We start from the raw sequence: 19292 nt of genomic DNA, 5'->3' as shown, positions 1-19292 counted from the left end.
GTGTCACGATGCCGCCCTTGTCCACGTTTCCCGCTTGCACCGTGCTGTCCGGTTTCGCCGCCCTCGTCGGCACGGTGGGTCACTCGGCGGACGCACGGGCCGCATGGTGCAGGGCCGAACGGACGTCGGTGACCTCGGTCACCCGCATCTGCTCGGGACCGGCGCCGGTGCTGGCCGGGCCGCAGCCGGGCGGCACCAGGGCCACCTTGAACCCCAGCCGGGCCGCCTCGGCCAGCCGGCGCGGCACCGCCCCGACCCGACGCACCTCACCGGTCAGCCCCACCTCGCCGATCGCCACCAGGTGTGGCGCGATCGCCAGGTTGAGCCCGCCGGACGCGACCGCCAGCGCCACCGCCAGGTCGGCTGCCGGCTCCACCACCCGGATCCCGCCGACGGTGGCCGCGAAGACCTCCCGATCGTGCAGGGTCAGCCGCTCGGTGCGCCGTTGCAGCACCGCGAGCACCATCGCCAGTCGCGCCGAGTCGAGACCGGAGACGGTGCGTCGGGGAGAGCCCGCCACTGTCGCGCCGATCAGCGCCTGCACCTCGGTGACCAGAGCCCGCCGCCCCTCCATCGCCACCGTCACGCAGGTGCCCGGGACCGGCTCCGCGTAGCGGGTCAGGAACAACCCGGACGGGTCGGCCAGGCTGCTGATGCCGCCCTCGTGCATCTCGAAGCAGCCCACCTCGTCGGCAGCGCCGAACCTGTTCTTCACACCGCGCACCAGGCGCAGCGACGAGTGCTTGTCGCCCTCGAAGTGCAGCACCACGTCGACCAGGTGCTCCAGCACCCGAGGCCCGGCCACCTGGCCGTCCTTGGTGACGTGCCCGACCAGCACTGTGGCGATGCCCCGCTCCTTGGCGACCGAGACCAGCGCTGCGGTGACCGCGCGGACCTGGGTCACCCCGCCGGGCACCCCCTCGGTGCCGGTGGTCGAGATGGTCTGCACCGAGTCGAGCACCAACAGGCCCGGCTTGACCGCGTCGAGGTGACCGAGCACCGAGGCCAGGTCGCTCTCCGCAGCGAGGTAGAGCTGCTCGTGCAGGGTGCCCATCCGCTCGGCGCGCAGGCGCACCTGACTGACCGACTCTTCGCCACTGACCACCAGCGAAGGGCTCCCGGCGCCGACCGCCCACTGCTGCGCCACATCGAGCAGGAGGGTCGACTTGCCCACGCCGGGCTCGCCGGCGAGCAACACCACGGCACCCGGGACCAGGCCGCCGCCGAGCACCCGGTCGAGCTCGCTCACCCCGGTGGGACGGGCGCGGGCCGGAGCGGCGCTGATGGTGGCGATCGGTCGGGCCGGCTCGGACGGCATCCGGGAGCTGACCACCCGACCGGAGACGGTCGGGCCGGTCACCGTGTTCTCGACCACCGCCCCCCACTCGCCGCACTCCGGGCAGCGCCCCACCCACTTGGGTGGCTGGTGCCCGCAGGCGTCGCACTGGTAGGCCGGACGCGGATCGCGGGCGGCGGACCGACCACGGGGGGCACCGGCCGTGCCGCCACGCGGAGGAGTCGATCGGGAGGTTGTCACATCAGGACGCTAGCCGCCGCGTACGACGAAAACACCCCGGCGTGGTGGTCACCACGCCGGGGCGTTTGTCGATGTGCGGGTCGGGTCACTCGTGGGTCGTGCCGCCCTCGTTGCCCTCGTAGCCGCCCTCGCGCTCGATGATCGGCGACGGAGGGGCCGCCGGGGTGAGCGGCACCGCTACCGGCGCCTGGCCGGTGACCGTGTTGCCGTTGCCGAAGTCGAAGGTCACGACGACGTTCTGGCCGGAGCGCAGCGCCTCGGTCAGGCCGATCAGCCGGAGCTGGGTGGTGGCCTCGGAGTTGAACTGGACGTAGCTCAACGGCGCCAGCTCGATCCGGGCCGGCTGGCCGGGAGCAGAGGGGCTGGCCGAACCGGACGCCCGCGCCGACTCCGGGGCGGACGGGGTGGCCGAGGACGACCCGGTCTCGGACGGCGTCACCGACGGGCTCGGCGATTCGGAGGTCGAGTTGGACGGGCTGGCCGAACCGGACGGCGACGGGCTCAGGGAGGCGGACTCCGAGGCGGACGGCGACGGGCTCGCCGAGCCGCCGCTGATCACCACCTCGCGGGCGCTCTCCGTGGTGACGGTGACCGTCACCGTCTCCTTGGAGTCGTTGTAGATCACCGCGCCGAGCCCCGCGTCCTGCCCGGCCTTGTAACCCTCGGTGCCCGGGAAGTCCACCAGCAGGCCGCGCACGGAGAAGGAACCGTTGCTGGTCGTGAGGCTGACGCCCTGGACCGACGCCTCCTTGGTGGCGGTCTCGGCGATCTGACCGGTGCCGCATCCGGAAGCCAGCAGACTGGCCGCCGCAATCCCGGACAGCAACAGGGCCGCCCGCCGGGATCCCCTGATCGAGCGCGTCACGTCGGTCCTCCTCGTCACAATCCCCACCCGGGCCGTACGCCGGGCACGGTGGCCATACCCGCGCAGACCGCGCTCCAGGGTAGTTGGGGCTGATCGAGGCCCGCACGCGGACCCGGCAATGCCACCTGCCCGGGTGGGCGTTCACACCACCCGACCGCTCGCCACCAGCAGAACCACGTCGATGAGGGCCACCAGCATCACCGCCCGGAAGGCCGCCACCGGCCGCCGGCCGGCCCGGCTCGCCGAGCGCCCGGCGTACCAGCTCAGTGGCGGCACCACGGCGGCAGTGCCGACCGCCGCCCAGCCGATCGCCGACGGCGGCCCGGGTGGTCCGAGGACCAGGGTCGCGGTCGCCGCGAGGAGGAGACCCGCGGCGGCCACCCGGCTGCCGGCGGCACCCAGCCGGTGGGGCAGGCCGCGCACGCCGGTGCGGGCGTCGTCGGCCAGGTCGGGTAGCACGTTGGCGAAGTGCGCGCCGGCGCCCAGGCAGGCCGCGGCCGTCACCAGCCAGACCGGCGGGGTCGGCTGGCCGGGCAGCGCCAGCACCACGAAGGCCGGCAGCGCGCCGAACGACACTGCGTAGGGCAGCACCGAAAAGGCGGTGGCCTTGAGCGGCCAGTCGTAGAGCAGGGCGGAGACCAGGGCGAGCGTCAACCAGAACGCCGCAGTCGGGTTCGTGGTCAGCGCCAGCAGCGGGCAGGCCACCGCGGCCACTGCGGCGGCCCAGGCCGTGACGCGTCGACCGACCGCCCCACTGGCGACCGGTTTGTCGGTACGCCCCACAGTGGCGTCCCGCTCGGCGTCCAGCGCGTCGTTGGTCCAGCCGACGGCGAGCTGGCTGGCCAGCACGGCGAGCACCACCGAGACGATTCCGGTCGGCCGGTGGCCCACCCCCCAGGCCAGCAGACCGGCCACCGTGGTCACCGCCGCGGCCGGTTCCGGATGGCTCGCTCTGACCAGCCCTAACACCCTCGACGACATAAGGGAAGTCTGGTCGTTACCGAGCAGTCGTGCCACGCTCGGTTCCATGCGAGACGTGGCTGCGGCCGGGGCGTCCACCGGCCCGAGGGTGCTGCCGCGAAACGATCCGCGTCAGTACGACGATCTGGCCGGTGAGTGGTGGCGGCCGGATGGCGCGTTCGCGATGCTGCACTGGCTGGCGGAGGCGCGTGCCGCGCTGGTGCCGCCGGCCACCCGTCCGGACGCGTTGCTCGTCGACCTGGGCTGCGGCGCCGGCCTGCTCGCGCCGCACCTGGCCGGCAAGGGCTACCGCCACGTCGGGGTGGATCTGACCCGCTCAGCGCTCGTCCAGGCGGCCGAGCACGGGGTGCGGGTGGTCCAGGGTGACGCGACCGCGGTCCCGCTGCCCGACGGCTGCGCCGACGTGGTCTCGGCGGGCGAGTTGTTGGAGCACGTGCCGGCCTGGCCGCGCGCGGTGGCCGAGGCGTGTCGGCTGCTGCGCCCCGGTGGCGTGCTGGTGCTGGACACCCTCAACGACACGGCGCTGGCCCGGCTCGTCGCGGTCCGGATCGCCGAGCGGCTGCCGACGGTGCCGCGCGGCATCCACGATCCACTGTTGTTCGTGGACGCGCGGGCGCTGGTGGCCGAGTGCGCCCGACACGGTGTCGACCTGCGGCTGCGGGGCATCCGTCCGCAGGTCGGCGGGGTGCTCGCCTGGCTGCTGCGCCGCGCCCGCGCGGGCCGGACGCCCGGCGCGGTGCCCGCCGGCCGTGCGCCGCGCATCGTGCCGACCCGGTCCACCGCCGTGCTCTACCAGGGCCGGGGGGTCCGCAAAGGATAGTCGGGCCGCGGCGGGGTATGGAACGCCAAGGAGGGGACGAGATGACGGTGCACGCGCTTGAGGCAGCACGCCGGTTGGCACCTCGGTTCGCCGCGCGGGCGGCCGAACACGACCGGGACGGTTCCTTCCCCGTGGACGACTTCGCCGACCTGCGCGAGGCCGGCCTGTTCGGGCTGATGGTGCCCCGGGCGCTCGGCGGCCTGGGCGCCACCTTCGCCGAGTACGCCGCGGTGGCCACTGAGCTTGCCCGGGGCAACGGCGCGACCGCTCTGGTGTTCAACATGCACGCCTCGGTGACCGGGGCGCTGGGCGCGGTCACCGAGGAGTTGGCCGAGGCGCTGGGCGTACCGGACGAGGCGCTGGCTGCCCGGGACCGGCTGCTCACCGCGGCGGCGCAGGGCTCCTGGTACGCGGTCGCGATGAGCGAGCGAGGCGCGGGCGCGCGGCTGTCCCAGCTGACCACCTCGTACGCGCCGATCGACGGCGGCTGGCAGCTCAAGGGCAGCAAGACCTTCTGCTCCGGTGCCGGGCACGCGGACGGCTACCTGGTGGCGGCGCGCAGCGCGGCCGACCAGTCGGTGGTCTCCCAGTTCCTGGTGCCGGCCGGCGACGGGCTGACCGTGGAGCCGACCTGGGATTCGCTCGGCATGCGCGCCACCTCCTCCCACGATCTGCACCTGGACGTCAGCGTGCCCGCCGACCGGCTGCTCGGTGGGGTGGAGGGGCTGGCGCTGGTGGTGGCCCAACTGATGCCGCACTGGCTGGTGGCCAGCTACGCGGCCGTCTACGTGGGGGTGGCCCGCGCGGCGATCGACGCGGCGGCCGAGCACCTCAACGCCCGCAACCTGGCCGGTCTGCCGGCGGTGCGGGCCCGGCTGGGTCGGGCGGACGCGGCGACGGCCGCCGCGCAGCTGGTGGTGGCGGAGGCGGCCCGCCGGGTGGACGAGGCGCCCGGTGACGAGGAGACCAACCGCTGGGTGTGGCGGGCGAAGCTGTTGGCCGGCACCACGGCCGCCGAGGTGGCGGCGTCGGTGCTGGAGGCGGCGGGCACCTCGGCCACCCGCCGTGGTCATCCGTTGGAGCGGCTCTACCGCGACGCCCGCTGCGGCTCACTGCACCCGGCGACGTCGGATGTCTGCGCCGACTGGCTCGGCATCGCCGCGCTGGGCGGCGACCCGGACCGTGACGGATCGGCACCACGTTGGTGAGCCCGCCGCGTCGGGCTTGCACGCAAGAACGACCAGCCGAGGTGGCTGGTGGGACGGCCAGGGGGAGGACAGCATCTGACGAGAGGTGGGGATCGTGTCCGTACCAGTGATCGCGGGGCTCGGGACAGCACAGCCGCCGTCTGCTTCGCAGGACGATTTGTGGGAGGGCTTCTTCTCCCGGCACTTCTCCGGCACCACCCGGTCGTTGGCCCAGCGAATCTTCGCCAACTCCGGGGTGACCCGGCGGCAGGCTGCGGTCAACCCGCTGCTGGAGGACGTCTCGGACTGGCCGACCGAGCGCCGGATGCGCCGCTATCAGGTGGAGGCGCTGCCGCTGGGCAAGGAGGCGGTGGGTCGCGCGTTGACCGCGGCCGGGCTGAGCGCCAGTGACATCGGGCTGTTCATCGTCTGCTCCTGCACCGGGTACGCCACCCCGGGGCTGGACATCCTGCTCGCCCGGGACCTGGGCATGGCCGCTGACACCCAGCGGATGTTCATCGGTCACATGGGTTGTTACGCGGCACTGCCGGGGCTCGGCGCGGCGAGTGACTTCGTCGCCGCCCGGGGGCGTCCGGCGTTGCTGCTCTGCGCGGAGCTGACCAGCCTGCACATCCAGCCGTCCAGCGCCCGGGTGGACACCCAGCAGATCGTCTCCCATGCGCTCTTCTCGGACGCCGCGGTCGCCGCCGTGGTCGTGCCGGGGGGTCGGGGGTACGCGCTACGGGAGGTCACGGCCGTCACCGACACCTCGACCGCCGACCACATGACCTGGGACGTCACCGACGCGGGGTTCCGGATGGGGTTGTCGCCGAAGGTGCCGCAGGTGCTGTCGCGGCACGTCCGCGGGCTTGTCGACGAGCTGTTGGCCCGGCACGGCCTCGCCCGCTCCGAGGTGGACGGTTGGGCTGTGCACCCGGGCGGGCCGCGGATCCTCAACGTGGTCGAGCGGGAGTTGGAGTTGCCCCCGCTGGGGCTGGCGGCGTCCCGGGCGACGCTGGACGAGCACGGCAACTGCTCGTCGCCGACCGTCCTGCTGATCCTGGACCGGTTGGGCCGGGCGACCCCGACGGCTCGGCGCATCGTCATGCTGGCCTTCGGCCCCGGCCTCACCCTGTACGCCGCTCTGCTGGATCGACAGGACTGAGCCTCCGGCCGGTACGCTCACGGGGTGGACGTGACATCGGACGACCGGCTGCGCTCGGTGGTCCTGTTCGGCGCGGCGGTGGCCGTCCTGGTCGTCGGTGCCTGGTGGTGGCGTGCCGCCGCGCCCGCGTCGACGGCCGGGACGGCTGGTCCTTCGGCGGTGGTGCCATCGGCCGGGCCGAGTGTCAGCACCCCGATTGAACGTTTCATCTTGCCGGAGGAGCCTGACGAGCGGGTGACGATACGGATGGACCCCAACACCGGCGAGGTCCTCCGGGTGCGTAGCGGCTCGCGGGTGGTGCTCGACCCGGCGACGGGCTCGATCACCGACATCGAGGGCGATCCCGCGGTGCTCTTTCCCGCGGGTGACCTGCCCTCGTTCCAGGAGACGATCTGGCGGGAGGAGCGGGAGCTCGCTCCCGGTCAGGGGCTGACCCGCCAGGCCGGCGACGACGGCGGCGGCCGCTACCTGCTCCAGTACCGGTGCACCCGGCCCGGTACGATGGCGGTGACGAGCACCGGGGCCGAGATCGTCGGCCAGCCGCGCATCGACTGCGACGGCACTGTCGCCAATGCCGAGGTGCTGCCCGGTGGCGGGCCGTTCCGGGTGTCCCTGTCGGCCGTCGACCGGCCCATCGACATCCAGGCGCAGCTCGTCGCGCTGCCCCGCTAGGGCGTGTGTCAGGCGGCCAGGGCGCTGAGATCGTTCCGGTAGGACTCGATCGTGCCCAGGTCGGGCAGCACCCGGGTCACAGTGCCGGCCCGGTCGACCAGCAGGGCGGTCGCGGCGCCGGGGCGGGCCGGCTGGCCCAGGAACGAACGCAGACCTCCGGCGGGGTCGGCCAGGGCGCGAGCCTGCCGCTCGATGGTGGGCCTGGCCGGTGCCGTCCGCCCGCCGGTGACGGTGACCACGGAGACGCCGGCGGGGGCGGCCTCCAGGGCGTCGGTGACCCGGTCCGGGCAGGGGCAGCCGTCCAACAAAATGATCATGGCGGGTAGCAGGCCGCGCAATGGCACTGGTGTGTCGTCCGCGTCGACCAGGTCCAGTGCGGGCAGCGCCCGACCAGTGAGGGCAGCGGGTGGCGAGTAGGGGGCCGGGGTCGGCCGGTCGGCGCCGCGGTTGGCGCGCGGCCAGGTGACCGCCAGCAGGCCGGCCAGCGTGGTGAGGACCGCCACCAGCAGGACCACCAGCGGTAGGCCCAGGGCCCGGTAGCCGCCCGGGAGGCCACTGGACCGGCGCAGCTCACGGCGGACCTGAGCGGCCTCGGCGGCCAGCGCGGAGGCGTCGTCGGGAACCACCACGCGGCCCCATTCGGGCGGTAGGCCGGGCAGGCCGTCGGCTGGCCCGTGACCCTCTGCGTCCGGCTTGCCCATCGGACCTCCTGGAAGCGTCTCGAGAGCGGAGTGCGGCTCGGTCTCCAGGGTCGCGCACCAGGGGCTCCTCCCGCTACATCTGGGCGCGGTCCTGCTGGCCGGGCTACCATGGAGGAGCGCATAGCCCTTGATCTCGACGTTCTGTTCACCCGTACCGGGCAGTCATTTGTCCGTTACGGAGCGTGTTCGAACCATCGGTTTGACCGCCTGTCAAGCTGAAGCAAGACCTCTCACAGGGCCCCTGAGCTGCGCCAACGGTCAGGACATCGGAGAGACATCAGTGCCTGACCGTGTTACCCTAGACACAGCGAAAGGGGTTTCGAACCTATGGTTTTCAGTGTCGGCGAGACCGTTGTTTACCCCCACCACGGGGCCGCACTCATCGAGGCAATCGAGACTCGGGTCATCAAGGGCGAGCCTAAGAAATACCTCGTCCTGAGGGTCGCGCAGGGTGACCTGACGGTCCGGGTGCCCGCCGAGAATGCCGAGATCGTGGGCGTGCGTGAGGTGGTCGGCGAAGAGGGCCTCGGTAAGGTCTTCGACGTTCTCCGGGCTCCGCACACCGAGGAGCCGACCAACTGGTCGCGGCGTTACAAGGCCAATCTGGAAAAGCTGGCTTCCGGCAACCCGCTGAAGGTCGCCGAGGTCGTGCGTGACCTGTGGCGCCGGGAGCGGGAGCGGGGCCTCTCTGCAGGCGAGAAGCGGATGCTCGCCAAGGCCCGCGACATTCTCGTCGGCGAGGTCGCGCTGGCCGAGAAGAGCACCAAGGACGAGGCGGAGACGCTGCTCGACAAGGTCCTCACCGAGGCCTAGTCCGCACAGCATCGTCGTACCCACTTCGTAGTGAAGAAACCACCGAGGACCGCGACGTGACCGCGCAGCTCAATCCGCGCGGTGACGTCGCGGTCCTCGTGCCTGCGGCGGGTGCCGGCGTCCGGCTCGGCCCCGGCCGACCCAAGGCGCTGCGCCTGCTCGCCGGTGAGCCGCTGTTGGTGCACGCCGTGCGTCGACTGGCCGCCGCGCCGTCGGTGCACACCATCGTGGTGGCCGCGCCGGTCGCCGAGGTGCAGGCAGTCCGCGAGCTGTTGGCCCCGGTCGCACCGGTGATCGTGGTGCCCGGCGGTGCGGAACGACAGGCGTCGGTGGCCGCCGCGCTGGCCGCGGTGCCCGCCGGCCCGACGATCGTGCTGGTGCACGATGCCGCTCGGGCGCTCACCCCGCCGGAGCTTGTCGAATCCGTCGCGGCGGCGGTCCGTGGCGGATGTGACGCGGTGATTCCGGTCCTGCCGGTCGTCGACACAATCAAGGAAGTCGGCGCCGACGAGGTGGTGCTCGGCACCGTCGACCGGTCCGCCCTGCGCGCGGTGCAGACCCCGCAGGGTTTCCGTCGGGCCGTGCTCAGCGCCGCGCACGCCGCCGCCGGTGACCCCCTCACCGACGACGCCGGGCTGGTTGAGAAGCAGGGCGTCAGGGTGACCTGCGTGCCCGGCTCGGAGTACGCAGTGAAAATCACCCGGCCGTTCGACCTGGCTCTGGCCGAGCATCTGCTTACGGCCGGCGGCTGACGCGTACCCTCTGATCATGATCGTTCCCCGGGTGGCCATCGGCACCGACGTGCACGCGTTCGAGCCGGGCCGGCCCTGCTGGGTGGCCGGGCTGTTCTGGCCCGACCAGGACGGTCTCGCCGGGCACTCGGACGCCGACGTGGCCGCGCACGCCGCCTGCAACGCGCTGCTCTCCGCAGCCGGTCTCGGTGATCTCGGTTCCGCCTTCGGGGTGGGCCAGCCGGAGTGGGCCGGCGCGTCCGGGGTGGCGCTGCTGACCGAGACGGCCCGTCGGGTGCGGGCCGCCGGCCTGGAGATCGGCAACGTGTCCGTGCAGGTCATCGGCAACCGTCCCAAGATCGGCCGGCGTCGTGCGGAGGCGCAGGAGGTCCTCTCCGCTGCGGTCGGCGCCCCGGTCACCCTCTCGGCGGCGACCACCGACGGGCTCGGCTTCGCCGGCCGTGAGGAAGGGTTGGCCGGGGTCGCTGTGGCCCTGGTGTACGACGCGCCGGCCGCCTAAGCTCGCCGCGATGTCCAGCGACCCCGCCCCCGACCAGTCCGCCGCCGACGGCTACGTCCAGCGGGCCCAACTCCTCGCCGAACTCGGCCGCTACGACGAGGCGGCCGGGGAGCTGGCCTACGGGTTGGCCCTCCAACCGGATGACGTCGACGCGCTCACCATGCTGGCCCGGGTGCACCTGGCCGCCGACCGCCCGGCCGAGGCACTCACCGCCGCCGACACGGCCGTGGCCGCCGCACCGGAGGCCCTGCCCCCGCTGGTGGCCAGGGGCATGGCCCTGGCCGACCTGGAGCGCTACAGCGAGTCGGCGGCCACCGCCGACCGGATCCTCGCCCTCGGCCCGACCGACGCGTACGCCCAGCGGAGCGCGGCGGCGATCCTGGCCGGCGCCCGCAACGGTCAGCCGGCGCTGAACGCGGCCTGGCGCGGTGTCGAGTTGGCCCCACAGGAGCCGCAGGCGCACCTGGTGCTCAGCCTGGTCGCCGCCCGCCTGGACCTGTTCGACCTGGCCGAGCGGGCCTACCGGGAGGCCCTGCGGCTCGACCCGCGGATCGCCGAGGCCGGCCACGACACGGGTGTCATGCGGCTGGAGCAGCGCCGTTGGTCGGAGGCGTTGGAACACGTCGCGGAGGCGGTGACGGTCAGCCCGAGCCGGATCGACTCGCCACGGACCCTCGCCTACGGGCTGCACCGTCTGGTGCTCTACGGCGCGGGCTGGTCGCTGGTGGCGGCGGTGCTGGTCGCGTTCGCGGCGTCGGCGAACGACGGGTTCTCCCGCATCGTGGCGGTGCTCGCCGCGCTCACCGGCGGGGTCGTCGTCTGGCAGCTCGCGGCCCGGCTGCCGGGGCTGACCCGGACGGTCCTGCCCGCCCTGCTGCACTCGGACCGCGCGATGGCCCTGGCCATCTACGCGGTGGCCGCCGCGCCACTGCTGTTGCTGATGTACGCAGTGGTCGGCTCCCCGTGGCCCCTGGTGCTGGCCATCGCCGTCACTGCGGTAGCCGAGTTCGCCATCTTCACCAGAACCGCCATCCGCTAGGGCGCGTTTCATAAGGGCGGGCCGCCGCGGGCCGGCCATTTCTTATGAAACAGGCGCTAGCCGCGACGCGCCCACGTCCAGGCGTACCCCTCGTCTTCGCAGGCGCTGGCGGCATCGCAGAGATCCAGTGGACGGAAGGTGTCGACCATGACGGCCAGTTCGTCGAAGTAGTCCGCGCCGATGGAACGCTCGGCGGCACCCGGCTGGGGGCCGTGGGTGAAACCGGACGGGTGCAGCGAGATCGAGCCCTGCTCGATGCCGGAGCCGCGGCGCGCCTCGTAGTTGCCCCCGGTGTAGAAGAGCATCTCGTCGGAGTCGACGTTGTGGTGGTTGTACGGCACCGGAATCGACTGCGGGTGGTAGTCGACCTTGCGGGGCACGAACGAGCAGATGACGAAGTTGGGCCCTTGGAAGGTCTGGTGCACCGGCGGGGGCTGGTGGATGCGGCCGGTGATCGGCTCGAAGTCGTGGATGGAGAACGCCCACGGGTAGAGGTGCCCGTCCCAGCCGACCACGTCGAACGGGTGCTGGGCGTAGACGTAGCGGGTCCAACCGCGCCGGTGCCGGACCAGCACCTCGACCTCCTCGCCGTCGACGAGCAGCGGGGCGTCGGGGCCGCGGACGTCCCGTTCGCAGTACGGCGAGTGCTCCAGGAACTGGCCGCGTACGGAGAGGTAGCGCTTGGGTGGGCCGATGTGCCCGGAGGCCTCGACGGCGAGCAGCCGGACGGGCTGGTCGCCGGTGGGCACCAGCCGGTGGATGGTCGAGGTGGGGATGACGATGTAGTCGCCGGCGACCGCGTCCAGCACCCCGAACGGGGACTCGACCCGCAGGTTGCCCGACTCGACGTAGAGGCAGTGGTCGCCGGTGGCGTCGCGGAACAGTGGCGAGGGCCGGTCGGCGAGGACGTAGCCGATCCGTACGTCGTCGTTGGCGAGCAGGTACTGCCGGCCGAGGATGGGGTCGGAGCCGCCGGTGTCCAGTTTGTGGGTGCGCAGGTGCCGGGGCTTGAGCGGCAGGTTCGGTGCCCGGGTGAACGTGGGCGGGGCGAACTCGTCGGCGGCCAGGATCGCGGTGGGCGCGTGCCGGTGGTAGAGCAGGGACGAGTCGGAGGAGAAGCCCTCCTGGCCCATCAGCTCCTCGGCGTAGAGGCTGCCGTCGGGCTGCCGGAACTGGGTGTGGCGCTTGCGCGGCACCTCGCCGACGCTGCGGTAATACGGCATCTCGCCTCCCGATATGTCCCGTTCACCGGCCGAAGGCGTCCGATAATCGGACGCTGTTGTCCGTTCCTCGTAGCGTCCCGTACATTCTTGTTCCGTGTCAACGCAGGTGCCCGCACTCCTCAACGGCCTGGTGGACGACGCCGCCGTCTTCCCGCCAGGCAGCGCCGCGCTGCCCGACGCCCTCGCCGCCCACCGCCAGCACCGCGCCGCCTGGTACGCCGACCTGGTCGGCCCACTGCTGATCCCCGCCTCGGCGGTGGTCGCCGGTGAGCTGAGCGGCCTCGTCGACCCGGGCGAAGGCCTGGTGGTCGGCGTGATCGGTGACAACGGGATCGGGAACCTGCCGTCCGTGCTGTCGTTCCTCACCCCGTACGGCGTCACCGCGCGCCAGGTCGAGGTGGCTGTCGCCAAGCGCGGCGAGGACCCGCTGCCCGGCATCGCCGAGTTGCTGCGGTTGACCGACGCGCTACCGGGCGTGGAGGGCGTCTACGCCGAGCTGCCACTGACCTTCGGGCTGATGGGCGCGCTGGACGCGCTCGTCGCCGCGCGGGCCGACGGGGTGCCGATCGCGGCCAAGTTCCGCACCGGCGGCCTGGCCGCCGAACTCTTCCCCACCCCGACCGAGTTGGCCACGGTGATCTGCGCCTGCCGGGACCGGGGCCTGCCGTTCAAGCTCACCGCCGGGCTGCACCAGGCGATCCGACACCTCGACCCGGAGACCGGGTTCACCCACCATGGCTACGCCAACGTGCTGGCCGCCACCCTGGCCGCCGCCGACGGTGACGGGGTGCGCTCGGTCGCCGAGCTGCTGACCATGGTCGACCCGCGCCCCCTGGTGGAGCGCGCGACGGCACGGCTGGACGCGCCGCGCCCCCTGTGGGTGGGTTTCGGCTCGTGCAGCATCCTGGAACCACTTACCGATCTGATCCGGCTTGGGCTGGTGAACGGGGGCTACGACGCATGACCTGGGTGACCGGCGCCGACGGTTCGCCGTACGGGGTGACGAACCTGCCGTACGGGGTGTTCCGGCAAAACGAGGGTCCGTCGCGGATCGGCGTACGGATCGGATCCTGGGTCCTCGACCTCGCGGCCGCGGAGGCGGCCGAGCTGGTGCTGGCCGCCGGCACGCTGTGCCGGCCGGTGCTCAACGACTTCATGGCGCTGGGTCGTCCGCAGTGGACGACGGTGCGCCAGCGGATCGTCGAGCTGCTGACCGACCCGGCGCACCGGCCGGCGGTCGAACCGCTCCTGGTGCCCCTGGCCGACGTGGAGCTGCTGCTTCCGTTCGAGGTGGCCGACTACGTCGACTTCTACTCCTCGGAGCACCACGCCTCGAACGTCGGGCAGATCTTCCGCCCCGGTCAGCCGCCACTGCTGCCCAACTGGAAGCACCTGCCGATCGGCTACCACGGCCGGGCCGGCACCGTCGTCGTCTCCGGCACGCCGGTGACCCGGCCGACCGGGCAGCGAGCCTCCGCCGAGGGCCCGGTCACCGGCCCGTCGGTACGCCTCGACATCGAGGCCGAGGTCGGGTTCGTGGTGGGAGTACCCAGCGCGCTGGGTGACCGGGTCCCGGTGGACGACTTCGCCGAGCACGTCTTCGGGGTGGTGCTGGTCAACGACTGGTCGGCCCGGGACATCCAGGCCTGGGAGTACCAGCCGCTCGGCCCGTTCCTGGGCAAGTCGTTCGCCACCTCGGTCTCGGCCTGGGTGACGCCGCTGGACGCGCTCGCCGACGCATTCGTGCCGGCCCCCGACCAGGACCCGCCGGTGGTCGACTACCTGCGGGACGTGCCGCACCTGGGCCTGGACCTCCGCCTGGCGGTCGAGTGGAACGGCGACCAGGTCAGCGAGCCCCCGTTCGCCACCATGTACTGGACTCCCGCGCAGCAGTTGGCGCACCTCACCGTCAACGGCGCTTCGCTGCGTACCGGCGACCTGTACGCCTCCGGCACCGTCTCCGGCACGGACCGAGGACAGGTCGGGTCCTTCCTGGAACTGACCTGGGGCGGGGCCGAGCCGGTCAAGGTGGGCAACGAGAGCCGCACCTTCCTCGACGACGGCGACACGGTGACCATCACCGCCACCGCGCCCGGCCCGGACGGCACCACCATCGCCCTCGGTGAGGTATCCGGCACGGTTCGTCCGGCCCGCTGAGCGGGCACCCGCCATCCGTCTCGTGCACGGGACCCCTGATCGCACCGGCTGTGCGATCACCGGCCCTGGTTGATCCGTTGATCGTCCGGATTCCGTTGCTACACCGCGCAATCCGAGCCGGGCTCTGCCCGGGAACAGCGGTGAGGCATCCCGACGCACACGGAGGTAACGACGATGCACGATCTTGCGGGCGCGGTCTGGCGTACCAGCAGCCGCTCAAACGACCAGGGGCTCTGCGTGGAGGTGGCGGACAACCTGGTCGATGTCCATGGTCTGGTCGGAGTCCGCGACTCCAAGGACCAGGCCGGTCCCACACTCGCGGTCAGCCCGCCGGGGTGGACAGCGTTCATCGGCGCGATCCGGGCCGGTCGCTTCGATCGCTGACCGGCGCTTCGGCACCGGTCGACGACGACCGGTGCCGAGGCGACCGACCGATCGGACAGCGTGGCCTCCGGGAGGTGGAAATTCCGTCCCGGGGGCCCCGTCCGGCCCTCACTCCGCGTACCGTCGGGGACACGGGAGGGTGGAATGTCGACGGTGGCGATTACCGGAATCATCGAGGCGCACGCTGTCGACGTCTGGCGTCTGCTGACCGACCTGCCCGGCCGCGCGGCCCGGCTGACCGCAGCCGGCCCGATCGAAGTGCTCACGCCCGGTCAGTTCGGGCCGGGCACCTCCTGGCGCGAGGAGCGGGTCCAGCCCGGCGGCGGCACGCTGACCGAGGAGTTCCTCGTGGTGGAGGCGCTCGCGCCGCAGCGACTGGTGCTGTGTTCCTCAGGTGCCGGTGCCGACTACCGCATCACCTGGAGTCTGCGACCGGTCCGCCGCCGCCGTAAGGGATGCACGGCGATCACCGTCACGCAGGAGGCGGTGCCGACCGCTCCGTACGGCCGGGTGGTGGCGCTGCTGCTCGGCGGGCTGGCCGCGCGGGCGGTCGAGGCGGCGCTCTGGCGTGATCTCGCTGATCTGGCCGTCGCGGCCGGTGCCCCCGGCTCCGTCGAAGCCGCCTGAGCACCAGCCGGTCCCCCCTTGCCGTGACCTGACCGGGGTCCGAACCTCTCCGCTGGGTAGGGTGCCGGGCGGAGGTGCGGCATGAGGTTCCCGAGAGGCCGGCGACTGCTGGTGATCGCGGTCGCGGCGCTGCTCGCGACGGCGGCCGTCGCGGTCATCGTCCACCGGGTCCTCGCGCCGGCAGAGGTCAGCACTGTGGCGCGGGGCGACTATCCGCCCCCGGCCCAACCGGCTGCCGGAGTGATCGGTCGGTTGCCGGTCGCCCCGTTGATCGTCGACGGCAGACTGCGGGTGTACGCCGCACACCGCCAGGTCTACGCCGACCGGCCGGTCAACGGGCGGTACCGGACCAGCCCGTACTGGTCGTACCGGCGGTGGCCGGCGGAGCTGACCGGGGTGGTGGCCAGCGGCAGCACTGTGGTCAGCCGCTGGTCGGACGGGCAACTTGTCGCACTCGACGCCCGGACCGGCGGGGTGCTCTGGCGAACCGACGGCCCGAAGCCCGCCGAGAGCACGCCGTTGGTGCGGCGCACCGGGGCGGCGACCGTCTGGGACGCGCCCGGGATCCAACTCACCGACCTCCCGGACGGGCGGGTCGTGCTGGTGGTGACCGGGGACGCCCAGGCGCGTGGGGTCGAGCTGGGCGGCGGTCGGGAGCTGTGGCGGGTCGAGCTGCCGGGCAGGTGCCGCAGCGATGTCGGCACCACTGCCGCCGGGCAGTTGATCGGTCTGGACACCTGCGCCGGGGCGGCCACTGTCGAGTTCCGGGACGCGGCGACGGGCGTGGTACGGGAGCGTTGGCGACCGCCGGGCGGCCCGGACGCGTTTGTGGTGACGCCGCTCGGCTGTCGTACCGGCCGGTCGGACTGTCTGGGGTTGCGGACCGCCGGGCCGGGCGACGAGGGCGGTCGGGGTTGGCTGTTGGGTGCCGGACCGCCGGTCGCCGCCCCGGCGCTGGACCTGGCCGGCGCCGTGCTGGTCGGTGAGCAGTCCGTTGCCGTGCTCGACGGGGTCGTGGTGGGTCGATCGGCGCGTACGGGCACCGAGCTGTGGCGGTCTGCGGGCCTGGGCGCGGCCCGGGTGCTGGCCGCGCAGCCTGGCCGGGTGCACCTGTTGACCGAGGCGAACGATCTGGTGACGCTGGATCCGGTGACCGGAAGGCAGTTGTCCCGCTTCGCGCTCAATGTTGGCTCGGACGGGACCGGCTGGGCGCCCGGGGCGGTGACCGCCGAGGACGGGTTCGTCGCGGTCGAGCGGCTCCGCAAGCCGGTCGACCCGACCGGCGATGATCGGCGCTATTACTACACCGGCGAGGCAGTGATTCTGGCCGCCACCTGATCGTGGCGTCTTCGACCCCGGAACACCGAACCGCGCATTCACCTTTGTCGTAAAAGGGTGCGTTTTTCACGGTTCAGGTTTCCGGTGGAAGGGGTCGGCGCATGGCCAGGACAGCAGCCAACTACCTCGTGGGTGGCGCGCTCGCCGCCACCGCGAGCCTGGCGTTGGCGGTGTCGCCGGTGCTGGCCGCCGACCCCGCCGCGGCGCGTGGGTTCAGCGCCGCCCGGGCCGAACCGTCGTTTGTGCCCCACCTTCCGAAGTAACCGGTTGTCGGACAAACCGCCCACTGTTCACTGTTGAGGTGATGGCCGCCTGGTCCGGGGCGGCGCCGATGGCCTGGCGCTCAGGCCAGGGCGGCCTCGGCCGAAGCCAGGAACGCGTCGTTCTCGGCCGGGGTGCCGATGGTGACCCGAACCCCGTCGCCAGCGAAGGGCCGCACGATCACACCGCGCGCCTCGCACGCCTTGCCGAACGCCACAGCCCGCTCGCCCAGCGGCAGCCAGACGAAGTTGGCCTGGCTCGTCGGCACCTCGGGCACGAACTTACGCAGCGCCTCGGTGACCCGGTCCCGCTCGGCGACGACCAGAGCGCAGCGGCGCTCCATCTCCGTCACCTGGGTCAGCGCGGCGAGCGCCCCGGCCTGGGCCGCCGTACTGCTGGAGAACGGGGTCGCCACCTTACGGATGGCAGCGGCCACCACCGGCTGGGCAACCAACCAGCCCATTCGCAGCCCGGCGAGGCCCCACGCCTTCGACAGCGTGCGCAGCACCGCCACATTGGGCCGGTCCAGGTAGTCGAGACCGTCCGGCACCTCCGGGTCGGTGACGAACTCCCGGTACGCCTCGTCGATCACCACCAGCACGTCGTCCGGCACCGCGTCGAGGAACCGGTCCAACTCGGCCCGGCGCACCGCCGTACCCGTGGGGTTGTTCGGGTTGCAGACGAAGATTACCCGGGTCCGGTCGGTCACCGCCGCGGCCATCGCCGCCAGGTCGTGCCCGTGCCCGGCGTCGTTGGGCACTCGCACGCTTGTCGCGCCGCTGGTCGCCACGATGATCGGGTACGCCTCGAACGACCGCCACGCGTAGAGCACCTCGTCACCGGGCAAGCAGGTCGCCCGCACCAGGTGTTCGGCGAGCGCCACCGAACCGCAGCCGGTGGCGATCCGGTCCGCGTCCACCCCGTACCGCTGGGCCAGCGCGTCCCGCAGCGCGACCACGCCCATGTCCGGGTAGCGGTGCGAGGTGGTGATCGCCTCGGTGACCGCCTCCACCACGCCGGGCAGCGGCCCGTACGGCACCTCGTTGCTGGCCAACTTGATGGCCTCCGGCAGGCCCAGCTCGCGGGCCAGGTCGGCGGGGCTGCGCCCCGGCACGTAGCTGGGCAGCGCGTCCAGGTCGACGCGAGTCAGCCGCAGCGCCGGTTGGTGACGTCCGGAGTCGGTCATGGGGTGTCTCCCGGGGGCTGGTTGCGGTCGTTCGAGGGTGCGGAATCGGTGCGGTAGGGGACCTCGACGACCACCGTCTGCGCGCGCTTGTCGTGCAGCGCCTGACGCAGTGGGTGGTCGAAGAGGGGAGAGAGAGCATCGACCAGTTGCAGCACCAGGCCGAGCCCGACGCAGTACCAGAGCAGAGTTGGCAGGCCCAGCGTGCTCCACCGGCTCAGCGCCCGGCGGACGCCCAGCGGTTGGTCGGCGGCCATCGGCACCGCGCGGATCCGCATCAACCGCTTGCCGATGGTCTGCCCACCGGAGGCCATTGTCGGCACCTCGTACGCCAGCCAGAGCGCGGTGGCGATCAGCAGGATCGCCACCAGCAGAGACCCGGCCTGCTCGCCGGGCATCGGCAGGCCCTCGGCGGAGGTGTCGCCGCGGGCCGCGCGGCGGAAGACCTCCTCCCAGTACGGTGCCCACTCCTGCGCCCAGCGCCAGACGAACCAGCCGTTGACGACCACGTTCAGTGCGAAGACGAGACCGAAGTCGATCAGCCGGGCGACGAACCTCCGGCCGTAGCCGGCCAGCCTGAGGCCGTGCGGTCGCGGCTCGGGCGGTCGTCCTGGCCAGCCGGGGTGACCAGCCGGAGGCGCCCAGCCGGGAGGGCTGCCCGGAGGCGCCCAACCGGGCGGGCCGCCCTGCGGACCCCACCCGGGCGCTCCGGTCTGCGGTCCCCAACCCGGGCCGTGGCCCGGTTGCGGGCCGTACCCGGGGGGTGAGCCCTGCTGTGGCGACCAGCCCGGCGCGCCGGTCGCCGAGTCGGGGGTCGTCGACGCCGCGGGCGCGGCGGGGGTGACCGGCGCGGGCGGCGGCTCGGCCGGCGGCGGGCCGTCCGGCGGGGTGGCGTCGACGGGAATGGGCGCACCGAGCCAGCCCTCGCCGTCCCAGTAACGCCGGGTCTCGGTGTCGGCGGGGTCGACGTACCAGCCAGGTTGAACGCTCACGCCGTCGCTCCGCTTCGCTCACTCACGGGGACACCTTAACGACGACTGTTCCCGAGAACCCGGCATGGCGGCACTGCGGGGCGTACCGGTGGGGGT

General features: G+C 72.8%; 21 protein-coding genes. 14 read left to right on the top strand and 7 right to left on the bottom strand.

Going from position 1 to position 19292, the window contains the following annotated elements; genetic code table 11:
* Window positions 1–79: 79 nt before the first annotated feature.
* The 3 genes from radA to ABZU74_RS07500 form a co-directional block, all read right to left on the bottom strand.
* A complete protein-coding gene (radA, locus tag ABZU74_RS07510; RefSeq protein WP_355419500.1) occupies window positions 80–1537 on the bottom strand; it encodes a DNA repair protein RadA in 1458 nt (485 codons plus the stop codon).
* Window positions 1538–1622: 85 nt separating this feature from the next.
* Entirely contained in the window at window positions 1623–2402 is a 780-nt protein-coding gene (locus ABZU74_RS07505) for a hypothetical protein (RefSeq protein ID WP_355419498.1), read from the bottom strand.
* Window positions 2403–2543: 141 nt separating this feature from the next.
* Window positions 2544–3383: a UbiA family prenyltransferase gene (locus ABZU74_RS07500; protein ID WP_355419757.1), complete on the bottom strand. Its 840-nt coding sequence runs from the start codon at window positions 3381–3383 to the stop codon at window positions 2544–2546.
* 46 nt (window positions 3384–3429) lie between these two features.
* On the opposite strand from ABZU74_RS07500, the gene ABZU74_RS07495 reads away from it, so the two are divergent.
* The 4 genes from ABZU74_RS07495 to ABZU74_RS07480 all read left to right on the top strand — a co-directional run bounded on the left by ABZU74_RS07495 (window position 3430) and on the right by ABZU74_RS07480 (window position 7227).
* A complete protein-coding gene (locus ABZU74_RS07495) occupies window positions 3430–4203 on the top strand; it encodes a methyltransferase domain-containing protein (RefSeq protein WP_355419496.1) in 774 nt (257 codons plus the stop codon).
* A gap of 41 nt (window positions 4204–4244) precedes the next feature.
* Window positions 4245–5411, top strand: a complete 1167-nt coding sequence (locus ABZU74_RS07490; protein ID WP_355419494.1) for an acyl-CoA dehydrogenase family protein — start codon at window positions 4245–4247, stop codon at window positions 5409–5411.
* Between the two features lie 94 nt (window positions 5412–5505).
* Window positions 5506–6555: a type III polyketide synthase gene (locus tag ABZU74_RS07485; RefSeq protein WP_355419492.1), complete on the top strand. Its 1050-nt coding sequence runs from the start codon at window positions 5506–5508 to the stop codon at window positions 6553–6555.
* A gap of 24 nt (window positions 6556–6579) precedes the next feature.
* A complete protein-coding gene (locus ABZU74_RS07480) occupies window positions 6580–7227 on the top strand; it encodes a hypothetical protein (protein ID WP_355419490.1) in 648 nt (215 codons plus the stop codon).
* 8 nt (window positions 7228–7235) lie between these two features.
* Here ABZU74_RS07480 and ABZU74_RS07475 read toward each other — a convergent pair whose 3' ends face one another.
* A complete protein-coding gene (locus ABZU74_RS07475) occupies window positions 7236–7928 on the bottom strand; it encodes a hypothetical protein (protein WP_355419488.1) in 693 nt (230 codons plus the stop codon).
* A gap of 327 nt (window positions 7929–8255) precedes the next feature.
* Between ABZU74_RS07475 and ABZU74_RS07470 the strand changes: the two genes are divergently transcribed.
* Genes ABZU74_RS07470 through ABZU74_RS07455 form a run of 4 tightly spaced genes read left to right on the top strand, consistent with a single transcriptional unit; the run spans window position 8256 to window position 11031 of the window.
* Window positions 8256–8741 carry a CarD family transcriptional regulator gene (locus ABZU74_RS07470; RefSeq protein ID WP_203148040.1) on the top strand — a complete coding sequence of 162 codons (486 nt, stop codon included), beginning with the start codon at window positions 8256–8258 and terminating at the stop codon, window positions 8739–8741.
* 56 nt (window positions 8742–8797) lie between these two features.
* Entirely contained in the window at window positions 8798–9493 is a 696-nt protein-coding gene (gene ispD, locus ABZU74_RS07465) for a 2-C-methyl-D-erythritol 4-phosphate cytidylyltransferase (protein WP_355419486.1), read from the top strand.
* A gap of 13 nt (window positions 9494–9506) precedes the next feature.
* Window positions 9507–9992: a 2-C-methyl-D-erythritol 2,4-cyclodiphosphate synthase gene (gene ispF / locus ABZU74_RS07460; RefSeq protein WP_355419755.1), complete on the top strand. Its 486-nt coding sequence runs from the start codon at window positions 9507–9509 to the stop codon at window positions 9990–9992.
* Between the two features lie 10 nt (window positions 9993–10002).
* Window positions 10003–11031, top strand: coding sequence for a tetratricopeptide repeat protein (locus ABZU74_RS07455; RefSeq protein WP_355419484.1), 1029 nt, complete (start codon window positions 10003–10005; stop codon window positions 11029–11031).
* 56 nt (window positions 11032–11087) lie between these two features.
* Here ABZU74_RS07455 and ABZU74_RS07450 read toward each other — a convergent pair whose 3' ends face one another.
* Window positions 11088–12254, bottom strand: coding sequence for a homogentisate 1,2-dioxygenase domain-containing protein (locus tag ABZU74_RS07450; protein WP_355419482.1), 1167 nt, complete (start codon window positions 12252–12254; stop codon window positions 11088–11090).
* Window positions 12255–12348: 94 nt separating this feature from the next.
* Here ABZU74_RS07450 and ABZU74_RS07445 point away from each other — a divergent pair, with 94 nt between their 5' ends.
* From ABZU74_RS07445 to ABZU74_RS07420, 6 genes are all read left to right on the top strand, one after another.
* A complete protein-coding gene (locus tag ABZU74_RS07445; RefSeq protein ID WP_355419480.1) occupies window positions 12349–13218 on the top strand; it encodes a hypothetical protein in 870 nt (289 codons plus the stop codon).
* Window positions 13215–14411: a fumarylacetoacetase gene (gene fahA / locus ABZU74_RS07440; protein WP_355419478.1), complete on the top strand. Its 1197-nt coding sequence runs from the start codon at window positions 13215–13217 to the stop codon at window positions 14409–14411. The genes ABZU74_RS07445 and fahA overlap by 4 nt, the downstream gene beginning before the upstream one ends.
* 174 nt (window positions 14412–14585) lie before the next feature.
* Complete coding sequence (locus tag ABZU74_RS07435) at window positions 14586–14795, top strand: DUF397 domain-containing protein (protein ID WP_355419476.1); 210 nt, start codon at window positions 14586–14588, stop codon at window positions 14793–14795.
* 144 nt (window positions 14796–14939) lie between these two features.
* Window positions 14940–15422 (top strand): SRPBCC family protein, encoded by a 483-nt coding sequence (locus ABZU74_RS07430; protein ID WP_355419474.1) that lies wholly within the window; start codon window positions 14940–14942, stop codon window positions 15420–15422.
* An 81-nt stretch (window positions 15423–15503) separates the two neighbouring features.
* Window positions 15504–16760 (top strand): PQQ-binding-like beta-propeller repeat protein, encoded by a 1257-nt coding sequence (locus tag ABZU74_RS07425; protein ID WP_355419472.1) that lies wholly within the window; start codon window positions 15504–15506, stop codon window positions 16758–16760.
* A 101-nt stretch (window positions 16761–16861) separates the two neighbouring features.
* A complete protein-coding gene (locus tag ABZU74_RS07420; RefSeq protein ID WP_355419470.1) occupies window positions 16862–17023 on the top strand; it encodes a hypothetical protein in 162 nt (53 codons plus the stop codon).
* Between the two features lie 80 nt (window positions 17024–17103).
* Here ABZU74_RS07420 and hisC read toward each other — a convergent pair whose 3' ends face one another.
* Both hisC and ABZU74_RS07410 read right to left on the bottom strand, forming a co-directional pair.
* Window positions 17104–18207: a histidinol-phosphate transaminase gene (gene hisC, locus ABZU74_RS07415; RefSeq protein ID WP_355419468.1), complete on the bottom strand. Its 1104-nt coding sequence runs from the start codon at window positions 18205–18207 to the stop codon at window positions 17104–17106.
* The gene (locus ABZU74_RS07410; RefSeq protein WP_355419466.1) at window positions 18204–19196 is read right to left on the bottom strand and encodes an RDD family protein; all 993 of its coding nucleotides are present in this window, start codon (window positions 19194–19196) and stop codon (window positions 18204–18206) included. Before ABZU74_RS07410 ends, hisC begins: the two co-directional genes overlap by 4 nt.
* Between the last annotated feature and the right edge of the window lie 96 nt (window positions 19197–19292).

The sequence above is a fragment of the Micromonospora sp. NPDC005171 genome, assembly GCF_040608575.1.
Taxonomy (GTDB): domain Bacteria; phylum Actinomycetota; class Actinomycetes; order Mycobacteriales; family Micromonosporaceae; genus Micromonospora.
Note: the sequence above shows the minus strand (reverse complement) of the source record. Positions and strands in the feature narration are given on the sequence as shown.